This is a genomic window from Bacteroides sp. D55t1_190419_B8 (assembly GCF_015558905.1).
Taxonomy (GTDB): Bacteria; Bacteroidota; Bacteroidia; order Bacteroidales; family Bacteroidaceae; genus Bacteroides; species Bacteroides vicugnae.
In genome coordinates, this window is sequence record NZ_JADMOU010000017.1 from 36903 (window position 1) to 54822 (window position 17920).

General features: G+C 41.2%; 13 protein-coding genes. 12 read left to right on the forward strand and 1 reads right to left on the reverse strand.

Going from position 1 to position 17920, the window contains the following annotated elements; translation table 11 throughout:
• The first annotated feature begins 45 nt into the window (after nucleotides 1–45).
• The 9 genes from I2I13_RS14945 (at nucleotide 46) to I2I13_RS14985 (ending at nucleotide 10438) form a co-directional block, all read left to right on the forward strand.
• Nucleotides 46–813 (forward strand): N-acetyltransferase, encoded by a 768-nt coding sequence (locus tag I2I13_RS14945; protein ID WP_195649861.1) that lies wholly within the window; start codon nucleotides 46–48, stop codon nucleotides 811–813.
• A gap of 152 nt (nucleotides 814–965) precedes the next feature.
• Nucleotides 966–2723: an AraC family transcriptional regulator gene (locus I2I13_RS14950; RefSeq protein ID WP_195649862.1), complete on the forward strand. Its 1758-nt coding sequence runs from the start codon at nucleotides 966–968 to the stop codon at nucleotides 2721–2723.
• Between the two features lie 64 nt (nucleotides 2724–2787).
• Nucleotides 2788–3150 (forward strand): DUF488 domain-containing protein, encoded by a 363-nt coding sequence (locus tag I2I13_RS14955; RefSeq protein WP_195649901.1) that lies wholly within the window; start codon nucleotides 2788–2790, stop codon nucleotides 3148–3150.
• A gap of 84 nt (nucleotides 3151–3234) precedes the next feature.
• Nucleotides 3235–4467 carry a Cof-type HAD-IIB family hydrolase gene (locus tag I2I13_RS14960; protein WP_148365930.1) on the forward strand — a complete coding sequence of 411 codons (1233 nt, stop codon included), beginning with the start codon at nucleotides 3235–3237 and terminating at the stop codon, nucleotides 4465–4467.
• Nucleotides 4464–5564, forward strand: coding sequence for an isochorismate synthase (locus I2I13_RS14965; protein WP_074638800.1), 1101 nt, complete (start codon nucleotides 4464–4466; stop codon nucleotides 5562–5564). The genes I2I13_RS14960 and I2I13_RS14965 overlap by 4 nt, the downstream gene beginning before the upstream one ends.
• A 34-nt stretch (nucleotides 5565–5598) precedes the next feature.
• Complete coding sequence (gene menD, locus I2I13_RS14970) at nucleotides 5599–7266, forward strand: 2-succinyl-5-enolpyruvyl-6-hydroxy-3-cyclohexene-1-carboxylic-acid synthase (RefSeq protein WP_195649863.1); 1668 nt, start codon at nucleotides 5599–5601, stop codon at nucleotides 7264–7266.
• A 3-nt stretch (nucleotides 7267–7269) separates the two neighbouring features.
• The gene (gene menB / locus I2I13_RS14975; RefSeq protein WP_004310001.1) at nucleotides 7270–8094 is read left to right on the forward strand and encodes a 1,4-dihydroxy-2-naphthoyl-CoA synthase; all 825 of its coding nucleotides are present in this window, start codon (nucleotides 7270–7272) and stop codon (nucleotides 8092–8094) included.
• A gap of 146 nt (nucleotides 8095–8240) precedes the next feature.
• A complete protein-coding gene (locus tag I2I13_RS14980) occupies nucleotides 8241–9269 on the forward strand; it encodes an o-succinylbenzoate synthase (RefSeq protein ID WP_195649864.1) in 1029 nt (342 codons plus the stop codon).
• 32 nt (nucleotides 9270–9301) lie between these two features.
• The gene (locus tag I2I13_RS14985; RefSeq protein ID WP_195649865.1) at nucleotides 9302–10438 is read left to right on the forward strand and encodes an AMP-binding protein; all 1137 of its coding nucleotides are present in this window, start codon (nucleotides 9302–9304) and stop codon (nucleotides 10436–10438) included.
• Nucleotides 10439–11021: 583 nt separating this feature from the next.
• On the opposite strand, the gene I2I13_RS14990 is transcribed toward I2I13_RS14985, so the two are convergent.
• A complete protein-coding gene (locus tag I2I13_RS14990) occupies nucleotides 11022–11585 on the reverse strand; it encodes an RNA polymerase sigma-70 factor (protein ID WP_195649866.1) in 564 nt (187 codons plus the stop codon).
• A gap of 452 nt (nucleotides 11586–12037) precedes the next feature.
• Here I2I13_RS14990 and I2I13_RS14995 point away from each other — a divergent pair, with 452 nt between their 5' ends.
• The 3 genes from I2I13_RS14995 to I2I13_RS15005 all read left to right on the forward strand — a co-directional run bounded on the left by I2I13_RS14995 (nucleotide 12038) and on the right by I2I13_RS15005 (nucleotide 17918).
• Nucleotides 12038–13258 carry a leucine-rich repeat domain-containing protein gene (locus I2I13_RS14995; RefSeq protein WP_229128649.1) on the forward strand — a complete coding sequence of 407 codons (1221 nt, stop codon included), beginning with the start codon at nucleotides 12038–12040 and terminating at the stop codon, nucleotides 13256–13258.
• Between the two features lie 165 nt (nucleotides 13259–13423).
• Nucleotides 13424–14344 (forward strand): FecR family protein, encoded by a 921-nt coding sequence (locus tag I2I13_RS15000; protein ID WP_195649868.1) that lies wholly within the window; start codon nucleotides 13424–13426, stop codon nucleotides 14342–14344.
• Nucleotides 14345–14597: 253 nt separating this feature from the next.
• Nucleotides 14598–17918 carry a SusC/RagA family TonB-linked outer membrane protein gene (locus tag I2I13_RS15005; RefSeq protein ID WP_195649869.1) on the forward strand — a complete coding sequence of 1107 codons (3321 nt, stop codon included), beginning with the start codon at nucleotides 14598–14600 and terminating at the stop codon, nucleotides 17916–17918.
• The last annotated feature ends 2 nt before the right edge of the window (nucleotides 17919–17920 follow it).

Sequence of the window (17920 nt, forward strand, 5' to 3'; positions counted from 1 at the left end):
ATCGAATTGTTATTTGTTTAACCAGTTAATTGAATAGAATATATTATGGAAACCAATTACATCACTTTGACAAAGGAGAATATTGCGAACGAACATATATGCTGTGCTTTTTCAGATAAGAAATGCAAGGATAGTTATGAACTGAAAAAAGAATGGCTGAAGAGAGAGTTCGATAACGGCTATGTGTTCAGACGTATTGATGAACGGGCAAAAGTGTTTATCGAATACGGTCCTGCTGAAAAAGCATGGATTCCGGTGAACGCTCCCAATTATCTGATGATAAACTGTTTCTGGGTGTCAGGTAAATATAAAGGTTGCGGACATGGTAAGGCATTGTTGCAGTCTGCCATTGATGATGCAAAATCGCAGGGGAAAGATGGCTTGGTCACTGTGGTGGGTACTTCTAAATTTCACTTTATGAGTGATACGAAATGGCTGTTGCGACAAGGCTTCCAAACAATAGAAAAGCTCCCTTACGGATTCAGCCTTTTAGGTTTGAAACTAAATCCGGTTGCTCCTGATCCTTCTTTTAATGATTGCGTGTTGAGTGGTGAGTGTCCGGATAAAGATGGGATAGTGGTTTATTATACCCATCGCTGCCCATTTACGGAGTATCACGTTCGCGGTTCTTTGGTAAATGCTGTCAGGAACAAAGATATTCCATTGAGAATAATCGAGTTGGAAAGTATGGAGCAGGCGCAAAATGCACCCACTCCGGCTACTATATTTACTCTTTTTTATAACGGGAAGTTTGTAACGACTGACTTAAGTGCGTGTATGGAAGGACGGTTGGGCAAAGCGTTAGGACTGTGATTCCGGCAAATGGATAGCATGGACAATGTTGTGTCTTCGGTATCTTTAGCTAATGTTTCTTATTTTTATTTTGCAAATTTAAATTCTGTCTGCACTTTATGTAGAAAATGCATATCTTTGAATGTTAATGATTAAACACGATTAAGAGTTGTATGCGTTTTTTGGTATGTATTTTTGTGCTTCTATTTGTACACAATCAATTTTCGAGGGCTGATAAAATAATAAATAATGATTCTCTGTATACTGAAAAGTATATCAGAGATATTTATATTTCCAATCCAAAGCGTGCTTTACAATTATTGGACGAGGCAGAAAGCAGAAAAGCTTTCTCTATGCGTTTGATTAATGAATTACGTAGTTTGTCATATCGTAATATGTATATGAATAAACTAGCTTTTATGTATGCGCGGAAATCATACTTGCTTGATTCCATATCTCAAAGGGAACCGCAACACATGTTGAAAATGACAGTCTTTTTGTCTGAACTATCGTCTTTAATGAGTAAATATAATGAAAGCATGAGATATGCTCTCAATGGAATTAAACAGGCGCAAGAACTGAAGGATCGGGAGGCCGAAGCCAGACTGCTTTTTTGCATAGGAGAGAATAACTGGAGATTATCATTGAAAGATAAAGCGTACGATTATTTTGGTCGTGCTATTGAATTGCTGCGGGGATCAAAGGAGGTGAGAGAGATGATGTTGCTTTCTTATTATTATGGAGCGGAAATGGGATTCTTAATGAGTGATTCACGTGTCAAGGAAGCTTTGAATCTTGCCTATGAACGCGAAAAGCTTCTTAAGAAATTGGAGAAATTACCACAAGTCCCCGAAGGGTATGTGGATGGTCAGTATAGTTATTTGTATGCAAAATTGGCCTATATCTACTATGTAGAAAAACAGTATGCACAGGCTGAACGATATTATCAACAATATCTGACAATGAAGGATTCCCATACTCCGGACGGCAAGATGTATTCGATTCCCTATTTGATTCTTTCCAAACAGTATGAGAAAGTAATAGATAACTGTAAAGACTTTAAAGAATTGTTGAGGATGCAGCAAGATACCTTGAATGCTCAATATATTACTGTGCTTAATAAAGAAGTACAAGCTTATCTGGGGATGCACAATTATAAGGAAGCGGCAGCGATACGTGGGATTATTCTTGCTATAACGGATAGCATTAACAATAACGACAAGAAAAATGCCGCATTAGAACTGAATGCCATATACGGTGCTTCTGAAAAGGAAGAATATATTGCCGAACAGGCTTCTCAATTAAAAATAAGAAATATTTCGCTCTGTTTTTTGGCTTGTGTTGTGCTGCTTACCTTATTTATACTATGGCGTTTGTGGCGTTTCAGCCATATAGTCAAGTATAAGAACAGAATGCTTGCCAGTCTCATAAACGAAAAATTCGCTAATAGAAAAGATGGTAATCAGTTATCGGAAGTGCACGAGCAGTTGACAATTTCATCGGATCTGGAACCGGAACAGGTTTCACCTGAAGAACAGGAAGAACTTTCGGATGAGACAGACAAGGAAAGTGGGGAAGAAGAAGAGAATCGGAAGATATTTCAGGAGCTGAATCATATTGTTGTTCAGAAGCAGTTATATCTTTCTTCCGAATTGTCGAGAGAAGATCTGGCTCAAATCGTACATCTGAACAACGCACGCTTTGCCCGGATGATAAGGGAATGTGCCGGAACCAATTTCAATGGATATATCAATGAACTGCGTATTAATTATGCGATCAAGCTGATGAAGAAGTATCCTAACTATACGATACGTGCCATAGCGGATGAGTCCGGATTTAATAGCACCCCGATCTTATATAATCTTTTTAAGAAGAAGACGGGGATGACTCCTTATGAATTTAAAAAAGCACAGGAAACATTGAGGAATTAAGTGGTTCCGTTAAACAATTTTCGATTTTTCCGGTTTATTTATCAGTAACTGAATATAAATGGAAATGATACAGGTAAGGATAAAACGGGTTTACGAAGATTTTTCAGAAACAGATGGATACAGGGTGCTGGTAGATAAATTATGGCCACGCGGAATAAAGAAAGAATGGTTGAAATACGATTATTGGGCAAAAGATATAACACCGTCCTCTATATTACGTAAATGGTTTCACGAAGATATTCCCGGACATTGGGACGATTTTGTGGTGCAGTATCAGAAAGAGCTGGACGCTTCTCCGGCAGTGGCTGATTTTCTAACTCTTATCAAGCCTCATCCTGTGGTTACTTTACTTTATGCTTCTAAAGAACCTGTGTACAATCATGCCCGAATCCTTCGCGATTATTTGGAAATGCATCTGAAAGAGTGAAATTAAAGTAATTTTTATCTGTTTACGCTTTCTGTCGTTCACTCAATTTCCTACCTTTGTCATCTAAATCAAAATCGTGTAATCATGAAGTATAAATTATTGGTTCTTGATGTAGACGGAACGCTCCTTAATGATGCGAAAGAAATTAGTAAACGTACATTGGCCGCTTTGTTGAAAGTTCAGCAGATGGGAGTACGTATCGTGCTGGCTTCCGGCAGACCGACTTATGGCTTGATGCCACTGGCCAAGATGCTCGAACTTGGAAACTATGGAGGTTTTATCCTTTCCTATAATGGTTGCCAGATTATCAGTGCGCAAAACGGTGAAATATTGTTCGAGCGTCGGATTAATCCCGAAATGTTGCCATATCTGGAAAAGAAAGCCCGTAAAAACGGTTTTGCCATATTCACTTATCATGATGATACGATCATAACGGATTCTCCTGAAAATGTACATATCCAAAATGAAGCCCGGTTGAATAACCTGCAAATAATCAAGGAAGAAGAATTTTCTGCAGCCGTTGACTTTGCTCCTTGCAAATGTATGCTGGTCAGTGACGACGAAGAAGCATTGATCGGTTTGGAAGATCACTGGAAGAGAAGACTGAACGGAGCGTTGGATGTATTCCGTTCGGAACCTTATTTTCTGGAAGTCGTTCCCTGCTCCATTGATAAAGCCAATTCTTTGGGGGCTTTGCTGGAAGTCTTAAATATGAAGCGTGAGGAAGTGATTGCTATTGGCGACGGCGTGTGTGATGTGACCATGATTCAATTGGCAGGATTGGGTGTAGCTATGGGACATTCACAGGACTCGGTGAAAGCCTGTGCCGATTATGTGACAGCTTCGAATGAGGAAGACGGGGTGGCTGTTGCAGTGGAGAAAGCGATCCTTTCTGAAGTGCGTGCGGCCGAAATCCCCCTTGACCAACTGAATGCGCAGGCACGCCACGCGTTAATGGGAAACTTGGGAATTCAATACACATATGCCGATGAAGACCGTGTGGAAGCGACGATGCCGGTAGATCATCGTACCCGTCAGCCTTTTGGTATTTTACATGGTGGAGCTACTCTTGCGTTGGCAGAAACAGTTGCCGGACTCGGTTCGATGATCCTTTGCCAGCCGGACGAAATTGTAGTAGGAATGCAGGTCAGCGGAAATCATATATCTTCTGCGCATGAAGGAGATACGGTACGTGCAGTAGGGACAGTTGTACATAAAGGACGTTCATCCCATGTGTGGAATGTAGACGTGTTTACTTCAACCAATAAACTGGTGTCTTCCATACGGGTAGTCAACAGTGTGATGAAAAAGAGATGACCGACGAAGAAATAAGTAACTTGACAACTATTGATGCATTTATTCAGCGGAAGCAGCCATTTGCTGTTTACCGTATTCCCGGGGAGAAAGTTCCCCGTCTGTTGACACAGGCGGAAGGAGAGGTACGTCTGATATACGATCTGAAAGAACTGAATGGACAGAGAGGATTTGTCATCGCTCCGTTTCAGGTGAGTGAGAGGTGTCCGGTTGTGTTGATTCAACCCGATCAGTGGGGGCAGCCTTTACTGGTTGATGATGATACGGAAGAAGACCGCAAGGTCGCTTTGCGGATGCAAGGACAAGAATCATTCCTGACTTCTTTCACGGAGGAATATGCAGCGTGCTTTCATACCTTTATCAATGCTTTACGCGATAAGACTTTTGATAAATTAGTGCTTTCCCGTCATCTTACTATTGATAAAGTAGCAGACTTTTCTCCTTCGTCCATTTTTCGTGCGGCTTGCAAGCGTTATATTCATTCCTATATATATTTATGCTACACTCCCCAAACGGGTATTTGGCTGGGAAGTACTCCCGAAATCATTTTATCAGGTGAGAAAGATGAATGGAATACAGTTGCGCTAGCCGGAACGCAGCCTTTGCAAGATGGCAGGCTGCCGCAGGTATGGGATGAAAAGAACCGGAAAGAACAGGATTATGTAGCCTCTTACATTCGCCGCCAGCTTCTTTCATTGGGCATCCATTCTACGGAAAACGGGCCTTATCCGGCTTATGCCGGTGCCTTGTCTCATTTAAAGACAGATTTCCGCTTCTCATTGAAAGATAATAAAGGTTTGGGCGATCTTCTGAAAGTATTGCATCCGACGCCTGCCGTATGCGGTCTGCCAAAGGAAGAAGCCTATCGGTTTATATTGCAGAACGAAGGTTACGACCGGCGCTATTATTCCGGCTTTATCGGATGGCTGGATCCGGAAGGGAGAACTGACATCTACGTGAATCTGCGCTGTATGCATATCGAGGACAAACACCTCACTCTTTATGCCGGCGGCGGATTATTGGCCTCTTCGGAATTGAATGATGAATGGCTGGAAACGGAAAAGAAGTTGCAAACCATCAAACGGCTTATAACCCATTAATCATTAATCACTAATTCACTAATCATTAACCGTCATGTATACAGACAAGAAGAACATACTCCAGTTGGTTGCGTTGCTCGAGGCGCATGGGATTACCAAAGTTGTGTTGTGTCCGGGTAGCCGTAACACGCCCATCGTGCATACTTTGTCTAACCACCCGAATTTTACCTGTTATCCGGTGACTGATGAACGGAGTGCCGGTTATTTTGCCATTGGTCTTGCGTTGAATGGTGGTAAGCCTGCTGCTGTCTGTTGCACTTCCGGTACAGCGTTATTAAACCTTCATCCGGCTGTGGCGGAAGCATTTTACCAGAATGTTCCTTTAGTCGTCATTTCTGCAGACCGTCCCGCTGCCTGGATCGGACAGATGGATGGACAGACCGTTCCGCAACCAGACGTATTTCGGACGTTGGTCAAGAAATCGGTGAACCTTCCGGAGATTCACACGGAAGAAGATGAGTGGTATTGCAATCGTCTGGTGAATGAGGCTTTGCTGGAGATGACCCATCATGGGAAAGGTCCGGTACATATCAATGTACCTGTTTCCGAACCGCTGTTTCAGTTTACGGCCGATTCACTACCCGCAGTGCGTGTCATTACCCGTTATCAGGGATTGAATGTCTACGACCGTGATTATAACGATCTGATCGACCGGATGAATAAATATCAGAAGCGTATGATTATCATCGGTCAGATGAATCTTATCTATCTGTTTGAGAAAAGATATATCAAGTTATTATATAAACATTTTGCCTGGTTGACAGAACATATCGGCAACCAGACAGTTCCCGGTATTCCGGTGAAGAATTTTGATGCGGCGCTTTATGCCATGCCCGAAGAGAAGGTAGGCCAGATGGTTCCCGAACTGCTGATTACTTATGGTGGACACGTGGTTTCCAAACGGTTGAAGAAGTTCCTTCGCCAGCATCCGCCTAAAGAACATTGGCACGTATCGCCGGACGGTGAGGTGGTCGATTTGTACGGCTCATTAACTACGGTAATCGAGATGGATCCGTTTGAGTTTTTGGAGAAGATTGCCAGTCTGCTGGATAACCGGACTCCTGAATATCCACGTGTATGGGAGAATTATTGCAAGATTATCCCCGAACCGGATTTTGCTTATTCGGAGATGTCGGCTGTCGGTGCGTTGCTGAAAGCCTTGCCGGAGTCGTGCGCCTTGCATCTGGCAAACAGTTCGGTGGTTCGCTATGCGCAGTTGTATTCGATCCCTTCCACGATTGAGGTCTGTTGCAATCGGGGAACAAGTGGCATTGAAGGTTCACTGTCTACGGCAGTCGGCTATGCGGCAGCTTCCGATAAACTGAATTTTATAGCTATCGGAGATTTAAGTTTCTTCTATGATATGAATGCGTTGTGGAATATCAACGTCCGTTCTAACTTGCGTATCCTTTTATTAAATAACGGAGGAGGAGAGATTTTCCATACTTTACCGGGATTGGATATGTCGGGAACCTCACATAAATTTATTGCAGCAGTCCATAAAACGTCGGCCAAAGGCTGGGCGGAGGAACGTGGCTTCCTCTATCTGCAAGCGCAAAATGATGAAGAACTGGCTGAAGCGATGAAAACTTTCACCCAACCGGAGGCTATGGAACAGCCAGTGCTGCTGGAAGTGTTTACCAACAAAAACAAGGATGCGCGTATGTTGAAGAATTATTATCATCAATTAAAACAAAAATAGATTATGTCAACACAAAGAGAGTGGACAACCATCAGAGAATACGACGATATTCTTTTTGATTATTATAATGGAATTGCCCGCATCACAATCAACCGTGAACGTTATCGGAATGCATTTACCCCGACTACTACCGCCGAAATGAGTGATGCATTGCGTATTTGCCGTGAAGAAGCGGATATTGACGTGATTGTGATTACCGGAGCCGGAGATAAGGCATTCTGTTCGGGAGGCGACCAAAATGTGAAAGGACGTGGCGGATATATCGGGAAAGACGGTGTGCCTCGTTTGAGCGTACTGGATGTACAGAAGCAGATTCGTAGCATCCCGAAACCTGTGATTGCCGCCGTGAACGGCTTTGCCATTGGTGGCGGACATGTACTTCACGTAGTATGTGATTTATCCATCGCTTCGGAAAATGCCATCTTCGGTCAGACTGGTCCTCGTGTGGGCAGCTTTGATGCCGGATTCGGTGCGTCTTATCTGGCACGTGTGGTAGGCCAAAAGAAAGCACGTGAAATTTGGTTCCTCTGCCGGAAATACAATGCGCAGGAAGCACTGGATATGGGATTAGTGAATAAGGTGGTCCCCTTGGAACAGTTGGAAGATGAATATGTGCAGTGGGCGGAAGAAATGATGTTGCTTAGTCCGTTGGCTTTGCGCATGATTAAAGCGGGATTGAATGCCGAACTGGATGGCCAGGCAGGTATTCAGGAACTCGCGGGCGATGCAACGTTGCTCTATTACCTGACGGATGAAGCACAGGAAGGAAAGAATGCATTTCTGGAGAAACGTAAACCGAACTTCAAACAATATCCGAAATTCCCTTAAACCGATTTCACTACAGAGTAACACAGAGTTTATTTTTTCTGCAAAGCAGAACTGTAAGAGAGCTGCAGGAGAACTGCAAGAGATCTGATTACTAAAACTTCGTGGGGCTCTATGTTACTCTGTGGTGAATAGAGAATTTATTCACAATGAACTGTAAAATAGAAATCATTCCCCGGTTGCTTCATTTCAAGCAACCGGCAGGGACTTCCCGGGGAACATATACTACGCGTAAAGTCTGGTATCTTCATTTCACCTCTCCAGACTTTCCGGGCAGAGTGGGAATAGGAGAGTGTGCACCTTTGCCCGCTTTGAGTTGCGATGATCTTCCTGATTACGAAGATATATTAATGAAAGTTTGCCGGCAAGTGGAGAGAGAACAAGGAATATTGGATATGGATGGTTTGTGCGACTATCCTTCCATTTTATTTGGTCTGGAAACGGCCATCCGGCATTTCTTTGCAGGAAATTGGGCTTTATGTGATACGGCTTTCTCACGTGGAGAGATGGGGATTCCCATCAACGGTCTTATCTGGATGGGAGATTATGATTGTATGTTATCCCAGATTGAGAAAAAGATGGAAGCCGGATTCCGTTGTATCAAACTAAAGATTGGTGCTATCAACTTTGAAGAAGAGTTGGCATTGCTACGTTATATCCGTTCACATTTCTCCTCTAAGGAAATAGAGTTGCGTGTAGATGCGAATGGTGCTTTTTCTCCGGTTGATGCCATGGAAAAGCTGAAGCGTCTGTCCGAACTTGATCTGCACTCTATAGAACAGCCGATCCGTGCCGGACAATGGGAGGAAATGGCACGCCTTACTTCCGCATCTCCATTACCGATAGCTTTGGATGAAGAATTGATAGGGTACAACACGTTGGAAAGAAAACAAGAACTGCTTTCAACCATCCGTCCGCAATATATTGTTATTAAACCTTCCCTTCACGGAGGAATGTGCGGAGGGGACGAATGGATTATCGAAGCTGAAAAGCGACATATCGGCTGGTGGGTCACTTCCGCTCTGGAATCAAACATCGGTTTGAACGCTATTGCACAGTGGTGTGCAACATTCAATAATCCGTTGCCACAGGGATTGGGGACAGGATTGCTTTTTACGGATAATGTGGAAGTGCCCCTTGAAATAAGAAAAGATTGCTTGTGGTTTTGCAAAGGATAATATTTAAAGGATGATATTTAAAGGATATTGTGATGATATTCAACCGACAACAACAATGTCTGTTACTGGACGGAAAAGAATACACTTCTGAAGATATACGTCAATTGATAGCAGGAGGAGCGGAAGCTCATTCTCCTGCTTATTGGGATTTATATCTTTTCCTGAACGAATGGTTCAATGATTCTCCGGTCATTACGGTTCATACATCAGGCTCTACGGGTACACCTAAAGAACTGATGGTACGTAAGGACCGGATGATGCAAAGTGCGCGCCTGACCTGTGAGTTTCTGAATTTGAAGAAAGGTGAGTCGGCATTATTATGTATGAACCTTCGTTATATCGGTGCCATGATGGTAGTGGTACGTTCTTTGGTCGCAGGTTTGAACCTGCTTGTTCGTCCCGCTTCCGGTCATCCAATGGCTGATATAAAAGAATCTTTGAGATTTGTTGCAATGGTTCCATTGCAAGTTTATAACACATTGCAGGTTCCCGAAGAAAAAGAGCGATTAAAACAAACGGATATTCTGATTATAGGAGGCGGAGCCGTCGATGAGGCTCTGGAAACGGAGATCAAACATCTTCCGACGGCGGTTTACTCCACTTATGGCATGACCGAAACCTTGTCGCATATTGCCCTTCGTCGTTTGAATGGAGCATCGGCTTCAGAACATTATTATCCATTTCCTTCAGTAAAATTGTCTTTATCCGCAGAGAATACATTAGTCATCGATGCTCCTTTGGTATGTGACGAAACATTGCAGACCAATGACATTGCACGTATCTATCCCGATGGAAGTTTTATGATTCTGGGGCGAAAAGATAATGTAATCAATAGCGGAGGGATTAAGATTCAGGCGGAAGAACTGGAGAAGTTGCTCCGGCCGTTTATTCCTGTGCCATTTGTCATCACTTCTGTTCCCGACCCGCGTTTAGGGCAGGCTGTGACTTTGTTGATAGTGGGACAATTGGACACAAGAGAGATAGAAAATAAGTTGCAGACAACATTGGAACCATATTATCGTCCCAAACATATTTTTATTACAGAATCTATTCCACAGACGGAAAACGGCAAAATAGATCGTGTCGGATGTCGCGCTTTGGCAGCATCATACCTTTCCCATTCGCATCAGTTCTCATCCATAGAACTACATGATGATGCAATAATGTAGTTGAGGTTTCCGGTAAAACTAGTGAACTTGTAAAATAAGGAGGTGTCGCATTTACAACTTGAATTCAGCCTCCCATAAATGATTTGGCAATTCTATTTCTCATATTCTCATGAATATAAGTCAACCTGTTGAAACATAATGTAATAGAATATGAGAAATACTTTTAAAAGTTGGCATTTCTCATACTTTTCCTGTGATTTATCCCTAAAGATAGGCATTTCTCATACTCATTCTCGTTATTTCTCATAGTAGTTGTATAACAATCTACTGCTATTTTACGCCTGAATCATTAATAGCAAAGTTATTCTTCATTATAGATAAACTTGTTTTGGATTAATTGTAAACTTGCTTTTCATCTATTATAAACTATAATTGCAAGCTTTGATTATATAATTGCAAGTTTCATTTTTATAAATGCAACCTTTGATTATAAAAACGAAGCTTGCATTTATAGTTTATGATTAGTCGAAAGCTACTTTATATATAAAGGATTGGAAGTTTGCTATTAGGCAATAACAACTTTACTATTAATACTTTCCGAACGGACAAGTAATAGTTTGTATGTGTTGATAAGAAGTGGCTGTTATGCGCGATGGAATAACAAAAGTAACAATGGCAGATAGTCTTTCAGTTCATTGCGCAAAAGTTCCATTGTCTTTTGCTTGTAACGGTTGATAGATTTCACACTGAGATTCATCTCTTCTGCAATTTCTACATGCGTTTTGCCTTCAAAGAAGCTTTTTATAAATACTGTACGGTAGTTCTCCGGAAGTTTGTCCAATGTTTCATACAACATTCTGTACAGTTCGTCAAGAGTATATACACTATCCGGTTCTGTTTCATAGACAGGAGCTTTTTTCTGTATATTTTCCGCATAGCTCCATTCATATTCCTGATGTTTCAGGAAATTCAGGCAGCTATTTTTTACGCACATTTTGATGTAAGCTAATGCAGTGTCCGATTGTAGGTCGAAAGAATCGGTATCCATCTTGTCCCATAATGAAGCGAATACATCTGAAACGATATCCTTTCGTGTATCCAAATTGTCAATGAATCTTTTTGCATACAGGCAGAAAGGGGCGTAATACTCCTCATAAAGTTGCTTGAAAGCCCGTTCTTTAGTCTGTTTGGAAAAAGATATTTTCATTATTTTAGGATTCTGTGTTTTTTCATTTCAATGCAAATATATAATAAAAGATGGTTGGTTAAACCTAATTTCCTGTTCTTTTTTGGGTTTTCAGTTGATATTATCGCCTCATTTTAACTGGATTCGGGAAAAAATAAAAAAAAGTTTGATTTCTCTGTCCTTTTTGGGAATCTTGTTTGTATTATTAATGTTGTTGAACTTAAAATAATAGCCTATGGAATATATATTTCAATTGAATTACACTACGAACCTTAATTAACAATCTTCTTCTTTTGTTTTTAGATTCATAGTCCGGGGTCTCGCAAACGCTGACAGGAATCAAAAGTGAGTTTATCATTAGTATGAATGTGGATAAGTGAGGATAATTCACCGCCTTAGTGAAACAAGAGGAGTTTGTTGGTAACATTGAATCATTTAGTAATAAATTTATTAATCAACAAAAATTGAAAAACATGAAACGATTGAGTTTTTTATTTATGGCTGTAGTTTGTGCTGTATTCTTTTCGTGTGGAGAAGATGAAGACAAAACGGTTCATTCTATTACTGCATTTGCCGGTTATGGTGGTGCCATTGCAACAGCTGATAAGGAAATTGCCGTAGCGGGAGAAGCTATCACTGTTACGGCTACTCCTGCTGAAGGCTTTTTATTTAAAGAATGGAAAATAAGAGTCGGTAATACTGTAATTGAGAATGTGCAGGCAAATCCTTCCACATTCATTATGCCTATGGAGGATGTAGTAATCGTAGCTACATTTATGATAAGAAATGATGTGCTTGAAAGAATAACTGACCCTGCATTGAAAGCTTATTGTCAATCCAGAATGGATACAGAACAGGAAATAGACGGAGTTACTTATCCGAAGTGGGACACGAATGGTAACGGTGTACTTTCCCCTGATGAAGCGTCGGCAGTAAAAGCTATTGATATTACCGGTGGGGTGAATGGAGTCAAAATAAAAAGTGTGAATGGATTAACTGAATTTACAGGATTGGAAGTTTTTAAAATTGGTAGAAATGAATTGACTACATTAAATGTTGTATGGTCCCAGCTTGCTAAACTTGATTGCAGTCATAATGAATTGACTGATTTATCTGTGGGGGGAAGTGGAAAACTGAAGGAATTGTACTGTAATAACAATCATTTGTCTTCATTGAAATTAAAGACTATGGTATATGAGAATGGTTATATGCTCCATTGCGGCAATCAAGTGACAGAAGAGGGAGAAGTTCAGATTCTTGAAGCCATAATGACTGGTGAACAAATTTCTTTTTGGGAAAGTAACTTGAAGAATCTTAGTGAAAATGCAAATGTGGATACTAAAACGATGCCTGCTGCGGATGCTCATTTGACATTGACTAGGGCGGTTAAATACCAATTTGGCAATTTGATGTTAATATTAAGAGATGATAACGGTAATAGCGTACAGGTGACCTTGAAATCAACGGAATTGAAGCCGGGAGAATATTCAAAAGACCAGATGAGTAGTGCCTATGTGACAATATCGGGTGGTGGAAGTTATCGGAATTTAGATTCTGACGATCCTGGTTCATTTACTGTAAAATATGATGAGGGTACTGGAATATACACTATTGAGGGTGTATTGATTTTACAGCCAAATGCATCATATCCTTCTGTAAATGTAGTGAGATTTGAATATGTCGGAGCGATATAATTTGTAACACCAATGAAACGGAAAACATCTGCAGTTTTTTCTATGTGCGACAAAAAAGATCCGGCGGATGTTTTTTCTCAAGTTTGTGAACAATTATTGGTTTTTGTGTCCCTTTTCAATGAGTCGGTTGTATTATTTATGTAGTTGCAATTATAAAAAGGAAATATGGATAGTAAAGAACTGGAGGCATCATTCCGCAAGGCGAAAGCTTTGGGTGATGATATTAGAGAAATGGAGTCGATTGATGCATTAACTGCTTATCGACAGTCTCAAATGAGGATTAGAGGGCTGAAAAGGACGAGACTGCACAATCAACTGATACGTTGTGCTGCATTTCTGGCCATCCCGTTGCTATTGGCTTCATTGATTTTGGGATATTTATATTTTGCAGAGCCGGAAGAAGAAATAAGATACGCAGAAGTTACTTCTACCATGGGAACGGTGGTGCGTTATGAACTTCCGGATCATTCTGTTGTCTGGCTCAATTCAGGTAGTAAGTTGCGTTATCCTACTGTTTTCAAAAAAGACAACCGCAATGTGGAACTGACTGGTGAGGCTTATTTTCAAGTGGAGGCAGAACCGGAGCGTCCGTTTTATGTGAATACGCCGAGTGGATTGAGCGTATATGTGTATGGTACCCAATTTAACGTGACAGCTTATGAGGACGATAACTACATAGAAACTGTATTGGAAAAAGGTAAAGTCAACGTACTGCCTCCCGGACAAAAAACGATTACATTGTTTCCCGGTGAACAGTTGGTTTATGACAAACAAACCCGTCAGGTGCAGAAAAACCAAGTGGATGTTTATGGGAAGGTGGCTTGGAAGGATGGAAAGTTGATATTCCGAAATGCTTCGTTGGAAGAAATTATCAAGCGTCTGGAACGCCATTTCAATGTAGATATTGAATTTAATAATCATTTGGGAAAGGAGTATAGCTATCGGGCCACTTTCAGAACGGAAACATTGACGCAGATATTAGATTATTTAGCTAAGTCGGCAAACCTGAAATGGAAAATTTTGACTCCCGAACAACGGGAAGATGATACATTTACAAAGACGAAAATAATAGTAGATTTATATTAGTAATCATCTGAAAAAACAAATAGCCTATGATATAACACATATTGATAATCAAAAAAGGGAGGAGGGCCGCTACCAACGGCTGTCTTCTCCCAAATCTAAGATTCACGGTACAGGGTCTCGCAAACGCTAACCGGAATCAACACCTTAGTTCATTTAGTAATAAACTTTAGTCAGCTACAAATGTATGAAAAAAAATCATTCATTTATTGCATTATGCTTTAAATATGCTTTAAATCTAAAACTTCCTTTAGTTATGAGGATTAGTCTAACATTACTTTTTGCAGTCGTGTTGCAACTTTCTGCAGCAAATGGCTATGCCCAACGTATACGGGGAGTCATTTCGATGAATAATGTATCTATTGAACAGGTACTGAATAAGATAGAGGAAAGTTCGGATTATGTGTTCCTTTATAATGATAAGGCGATTCAGAAGAACCGCATTGTTTCAGTGAATAATAATTCCGGCAAGATACAGGACATTCTGGATGAAATATTCCGGGGTACTTCTATATCTTATACGGTGGTGGATAAACAGATTATTCTTTCCGCAAAACCTTTCGTGCAAAAAACAATGGAAGATGCGACTATTCCGGTAAAAGGTATAGTAAAGGATGTGAATGGCGAACCTCTTATTGGAGTAAATGTAAAAGTAAAGGGTTCAAATATCGGTACAATTACAGATATTGACGGTAATTTTACGATTAGGACGAAGAAAGGGGATGTCCTTGAATTTTCTTATGTGGGATATACGGTTCAAAATGTAACAATTACGGGAAATGCAACTTTGAATATTGTACTTCAAGAAGACAATGCAGTGCTTGATGAAGTCGTTGTCACTGCATTGGGTATCAAACGTTCGGATAAGGCGTTGAGTTATAATGTGCAGAAACTGGGCGATGCACAGTTTATGTCTGTCAAAGAAGCTAGTGTTCCGAATGCGTTGAACGGTAAGGTGGCAGGTGTCACAATTAGCCAGGGAGCTTCCGGTATCGGTGGGTCCACAAAGGTGGTGATGCGTGGTAGCAAGTCTGTAAATGCGGAAGGAAACAATAATGCATTGTATGTGTTGGACGGTATACCGCTTCCTGACCTTTTCCCGCGGAGAGGGGCTACCTCTAATGCGCAGTATGGAGGAGTGGACGAAGGTGACGGTATCTCCAATATCAATATGGAGGATATTGCGGAAGTGACTGTGTTGACAGGACCTTCGGCAGCCGCTCTCTATGGTGGTCAGGCTGCTAATGGAGTAATCATGTTGACTTCCAAGCAAGGAGGACTGAAAGACGGAAAGCCTCGTATTTCATTCTCCCATTATTCCGATTTCTACCAACCGCTTCTCTTGCCGAAGTTGCAAAATACGTACGGAAGCCGTACGGATGAATTTTCCAGTTGGGGACCGAAGCTGGAGACTCCTGCGAATTATGATCCGGCAGATTTCTTTGACACAGGCATGAGTTTCTCCAACAGCATCGGGGCACAGTTGGGAACGGAGAATCATAAATCCTATATTTCTCTTTCTTCTTATAATGCCCGTGGGGTAGTCCATAACAACAACCTCGACCGCTACAACGTTTCCTATAATGGTACATATACCATTACGGACAAACTTTCTTTGGGAGCTACTTTTATGTATACGAACAAGAAAGCACAGAATATGCTTTCGCAGGGTGACTATTATAATCCGATTGTACCGATCTATCTGTTTCCTCGCGGTGATAATATAGATAAGTATAAATCTTACGAGCGTTACAGTGCGGACAGAGGATTCCCAGTTCAGTTTTGGCCTTATGGCGACCAAAAGAGAAGTATCCAGAATCCGTATTGGATTACGCACCGCAATTTCAACATTAACCATAATGAGCGTTTCATTATTGGAGGAAGTTTGAAATATACGTTCAATGAATGGTTTAACATCAGTGCCCGTTTCCGTACGGACCGCGATAACAAGAAGAATGAAATCAAGAATTATGCTTCTACATTGTTGTTGCTGGCTTCCAGTTCGGATAAAGGTTCGTACTTGTTGGCGACGGAAAAGAATATCCAGGATTATGGGGATGTGATTGCCAATTTCCAGAAAACGGTATCAGACTGGGGATTTGTAGTCAATGCGGGTGCCAGCTTTAAGAATGCGTCATTCGATTATACGGCCAATTCTAACAAACTGGAATTCGGAGCACCTCTTGCCAGTGTAGCCAATAAGTTTACATTGAACAACCTGACTCCGGAACCCCAATATCAGGAAGGTAAAACGATGAAGTCGCAAGCTGTGTTCTTCAGTGCTTCTGTGGATTGGAAAAGAAAAATATTCCTTGATGTAACCGGACGTAACGAATGGACTTCATTGTTAGCCAATACCAAGAACAAGAGTTTCTTCTACCCGTCGGTAGGTATGTCTTTTGTATTGACAGAGTTCTTTAAAGTTCCGGAGAAAATATTGACGTTCTCCAAGCTTCGCCTGTCGTATGCCAAGGTAGGAAATGTGCCGATGTCACTTGCAGGAATCACGATTCCGTCTTATCCGATTAGTCCGGGCGGTGGTGTAAGTATTAATCCTGACCTGCCTATCGATAACCTGAAATTTGAAAAGACACAATCGTTTGAAATTGGTTTGAATGCCCGCTTCCTGAATAACAAACTGGGATTAGACATCACCTATTATAATGCTAACACCTACGACCAGTTGTTCAAATTCAGAGCACCGGAAAGTAGCGGTTATGCCAACTTCTATGTGAATGCCGGTAAAGTAAACAATAAAGGTCTTGAGGCTTCTATTGATGCCGACCTGACGTTTGGAGAGTTTAATTATTCGCCTAAACTTACTGTTACATACAATAAAAATAAGATTGTGGAATTGGTGAGAAATATTCCTAATCCGTTCACCGGAGCCAATATGGATGTTTCGCATTTTGACATGGGTGGCCTTTCATATTCATTCCGGAACTATATCGATGAAGGCGGTTCTATCGGTGATATATATGTCAATTCGGTGAAGAAAGACGGAAATGGATATGTATATGTGAATCCAAATACTTTGAGCATGATGGTGGACAATGAAAACCTTATTTATGCGGGAAATACCAATCCGGATTGTTCTTTGGGATTTAACAATGTGTTCAGTTATAAAGGGTTTACTCTTTCCTTCTTGATTGACGCCCGGATTGGCGGAAAAGTAGTTTCTGCAACACAAGCTGTTCTGGATTCTTTCGGTGCATCCGAACAAAGTGCAAAGGCACGTGACAATGGTGGTGTGCTTGTAAACGGAGTGCTGATGGATGCGGAAACCTACTATACTCAAATGGGAGCAGGTACAGGCGTATTGTCCAATTATGTATATGATGCTACCAATATACGTTTGAGGGAAGCTTCGCTTTCTTATCGTTTCAAACCATTGTTCAAGAACTTTGTGAAAGATTTGACTCTGTCCGTAACCGGACGTAATTTGTTTATGATTTATAATAAGGCTCCTTTCGACCCGCAACTGACCTCTTCGGTGGGTACTTTCTATCAAGGTATCGATTACTTCCTGATGCCGAGCTTGAGAAGCTTCGGTGTGAGTCTTAAATTTACATTATAACT

What these genes read in the sequence shown, in the direction of transcription:
- I2I13_RS14945 (WP_195649861.1), top strand. Translation starts at nt 46, where the DNA reads ATGGAAACCAATTACATCACTTTGACAAAGGAGAATATTGCGAACGAA.
- I2I13_RS14950 (WP_195649862.1), top strand. Translation starts at nt 966, where the DNA reads ATGCGTTTTTTGGTATGTATTTTTGTGCTTCTATTTGTACACAATCAA.
- I2I13_RS14955 (WP_195649901.1), top strand. Translation starts at nt 2,788, where the DNA reads ATGATACAGGTAAGGATAAAACGGGTTTACGAAGATTTTTCAGAAACA.
- I2I13_RS14960 (WP_148365930.1), top strand. Translation starts at nt 3,235, where the DNA reads ATGAAGTATAAATTATTGGTTCTTGATGTAGACGGAACGCTCCTTAAT.
- I2I13_RS14965 (WP_074638800.1), top strand. Translation starts at nt 4,464, where the DNA reads ATGACCGACGAAGAAATAAGTAACTTGACAACTATTGATGCATTTATT.
- menD (WP_195649863.1), top strand. Translation starts at nt 5,599, where the DNA reads ATGTATACAGACAAGAAGAACATACTCCAGTTGGTTGCGTTGCTCGAG.
- menB (WP_004310001.1), top strand. Translation starts at nt 7,270, where the DNA reads ATGTCAACACAAAGAGAGTGGACAACCATCAGAGAATACGACGATATT.
- I2I13_RS14980 (WP_195649864.1), top strand. Translation starts at nt 8,241, where the DNA reads ATGAACTGTAAAATAGAAATCATTCCCCGGTTGCTTCATTTCAAGCAA.
- I2I13_RS14985 (WP_195649865.1), top strand. Translation starts at nt 9,302, where the DNA reads ATGATATTCAACCGACAACAACAATGTCTGTTACTGGACGGAAAAGAA.
- I2I13_RS14990 (WP_195649866.1), bottom strand. Translation starts at nt 11,585, where the DNA reads ATGAAAATATCTTTTTCCAAACAGACTAAAGAACGGGCTTTCAAGCAA.
- I2I13_RS14995 (WP_229128649.1), top strand. Translation starts at nt 12,038, where the DNA reads ATGAAACGATTGAGTTTTTTATTTATGGCTGTAGTTTGTGCTGTATTC.
- I2I13_RS15000 (WP_195649868.1), top strand. Translation starts at nt 13,424, where the DNA reads ATGGATAGTAAAGAACTGGAGGCATCATTCCGCAAGGCGAAAGCTTTG.
- I2I13_RS15005 (WP_195649869.1), top strand. Translation starts at nt 14,598, where the DNA reads ATGAGGATTAGTCTAACATTACTTTTTGCAGTCGTGTTGCAACTTTCT.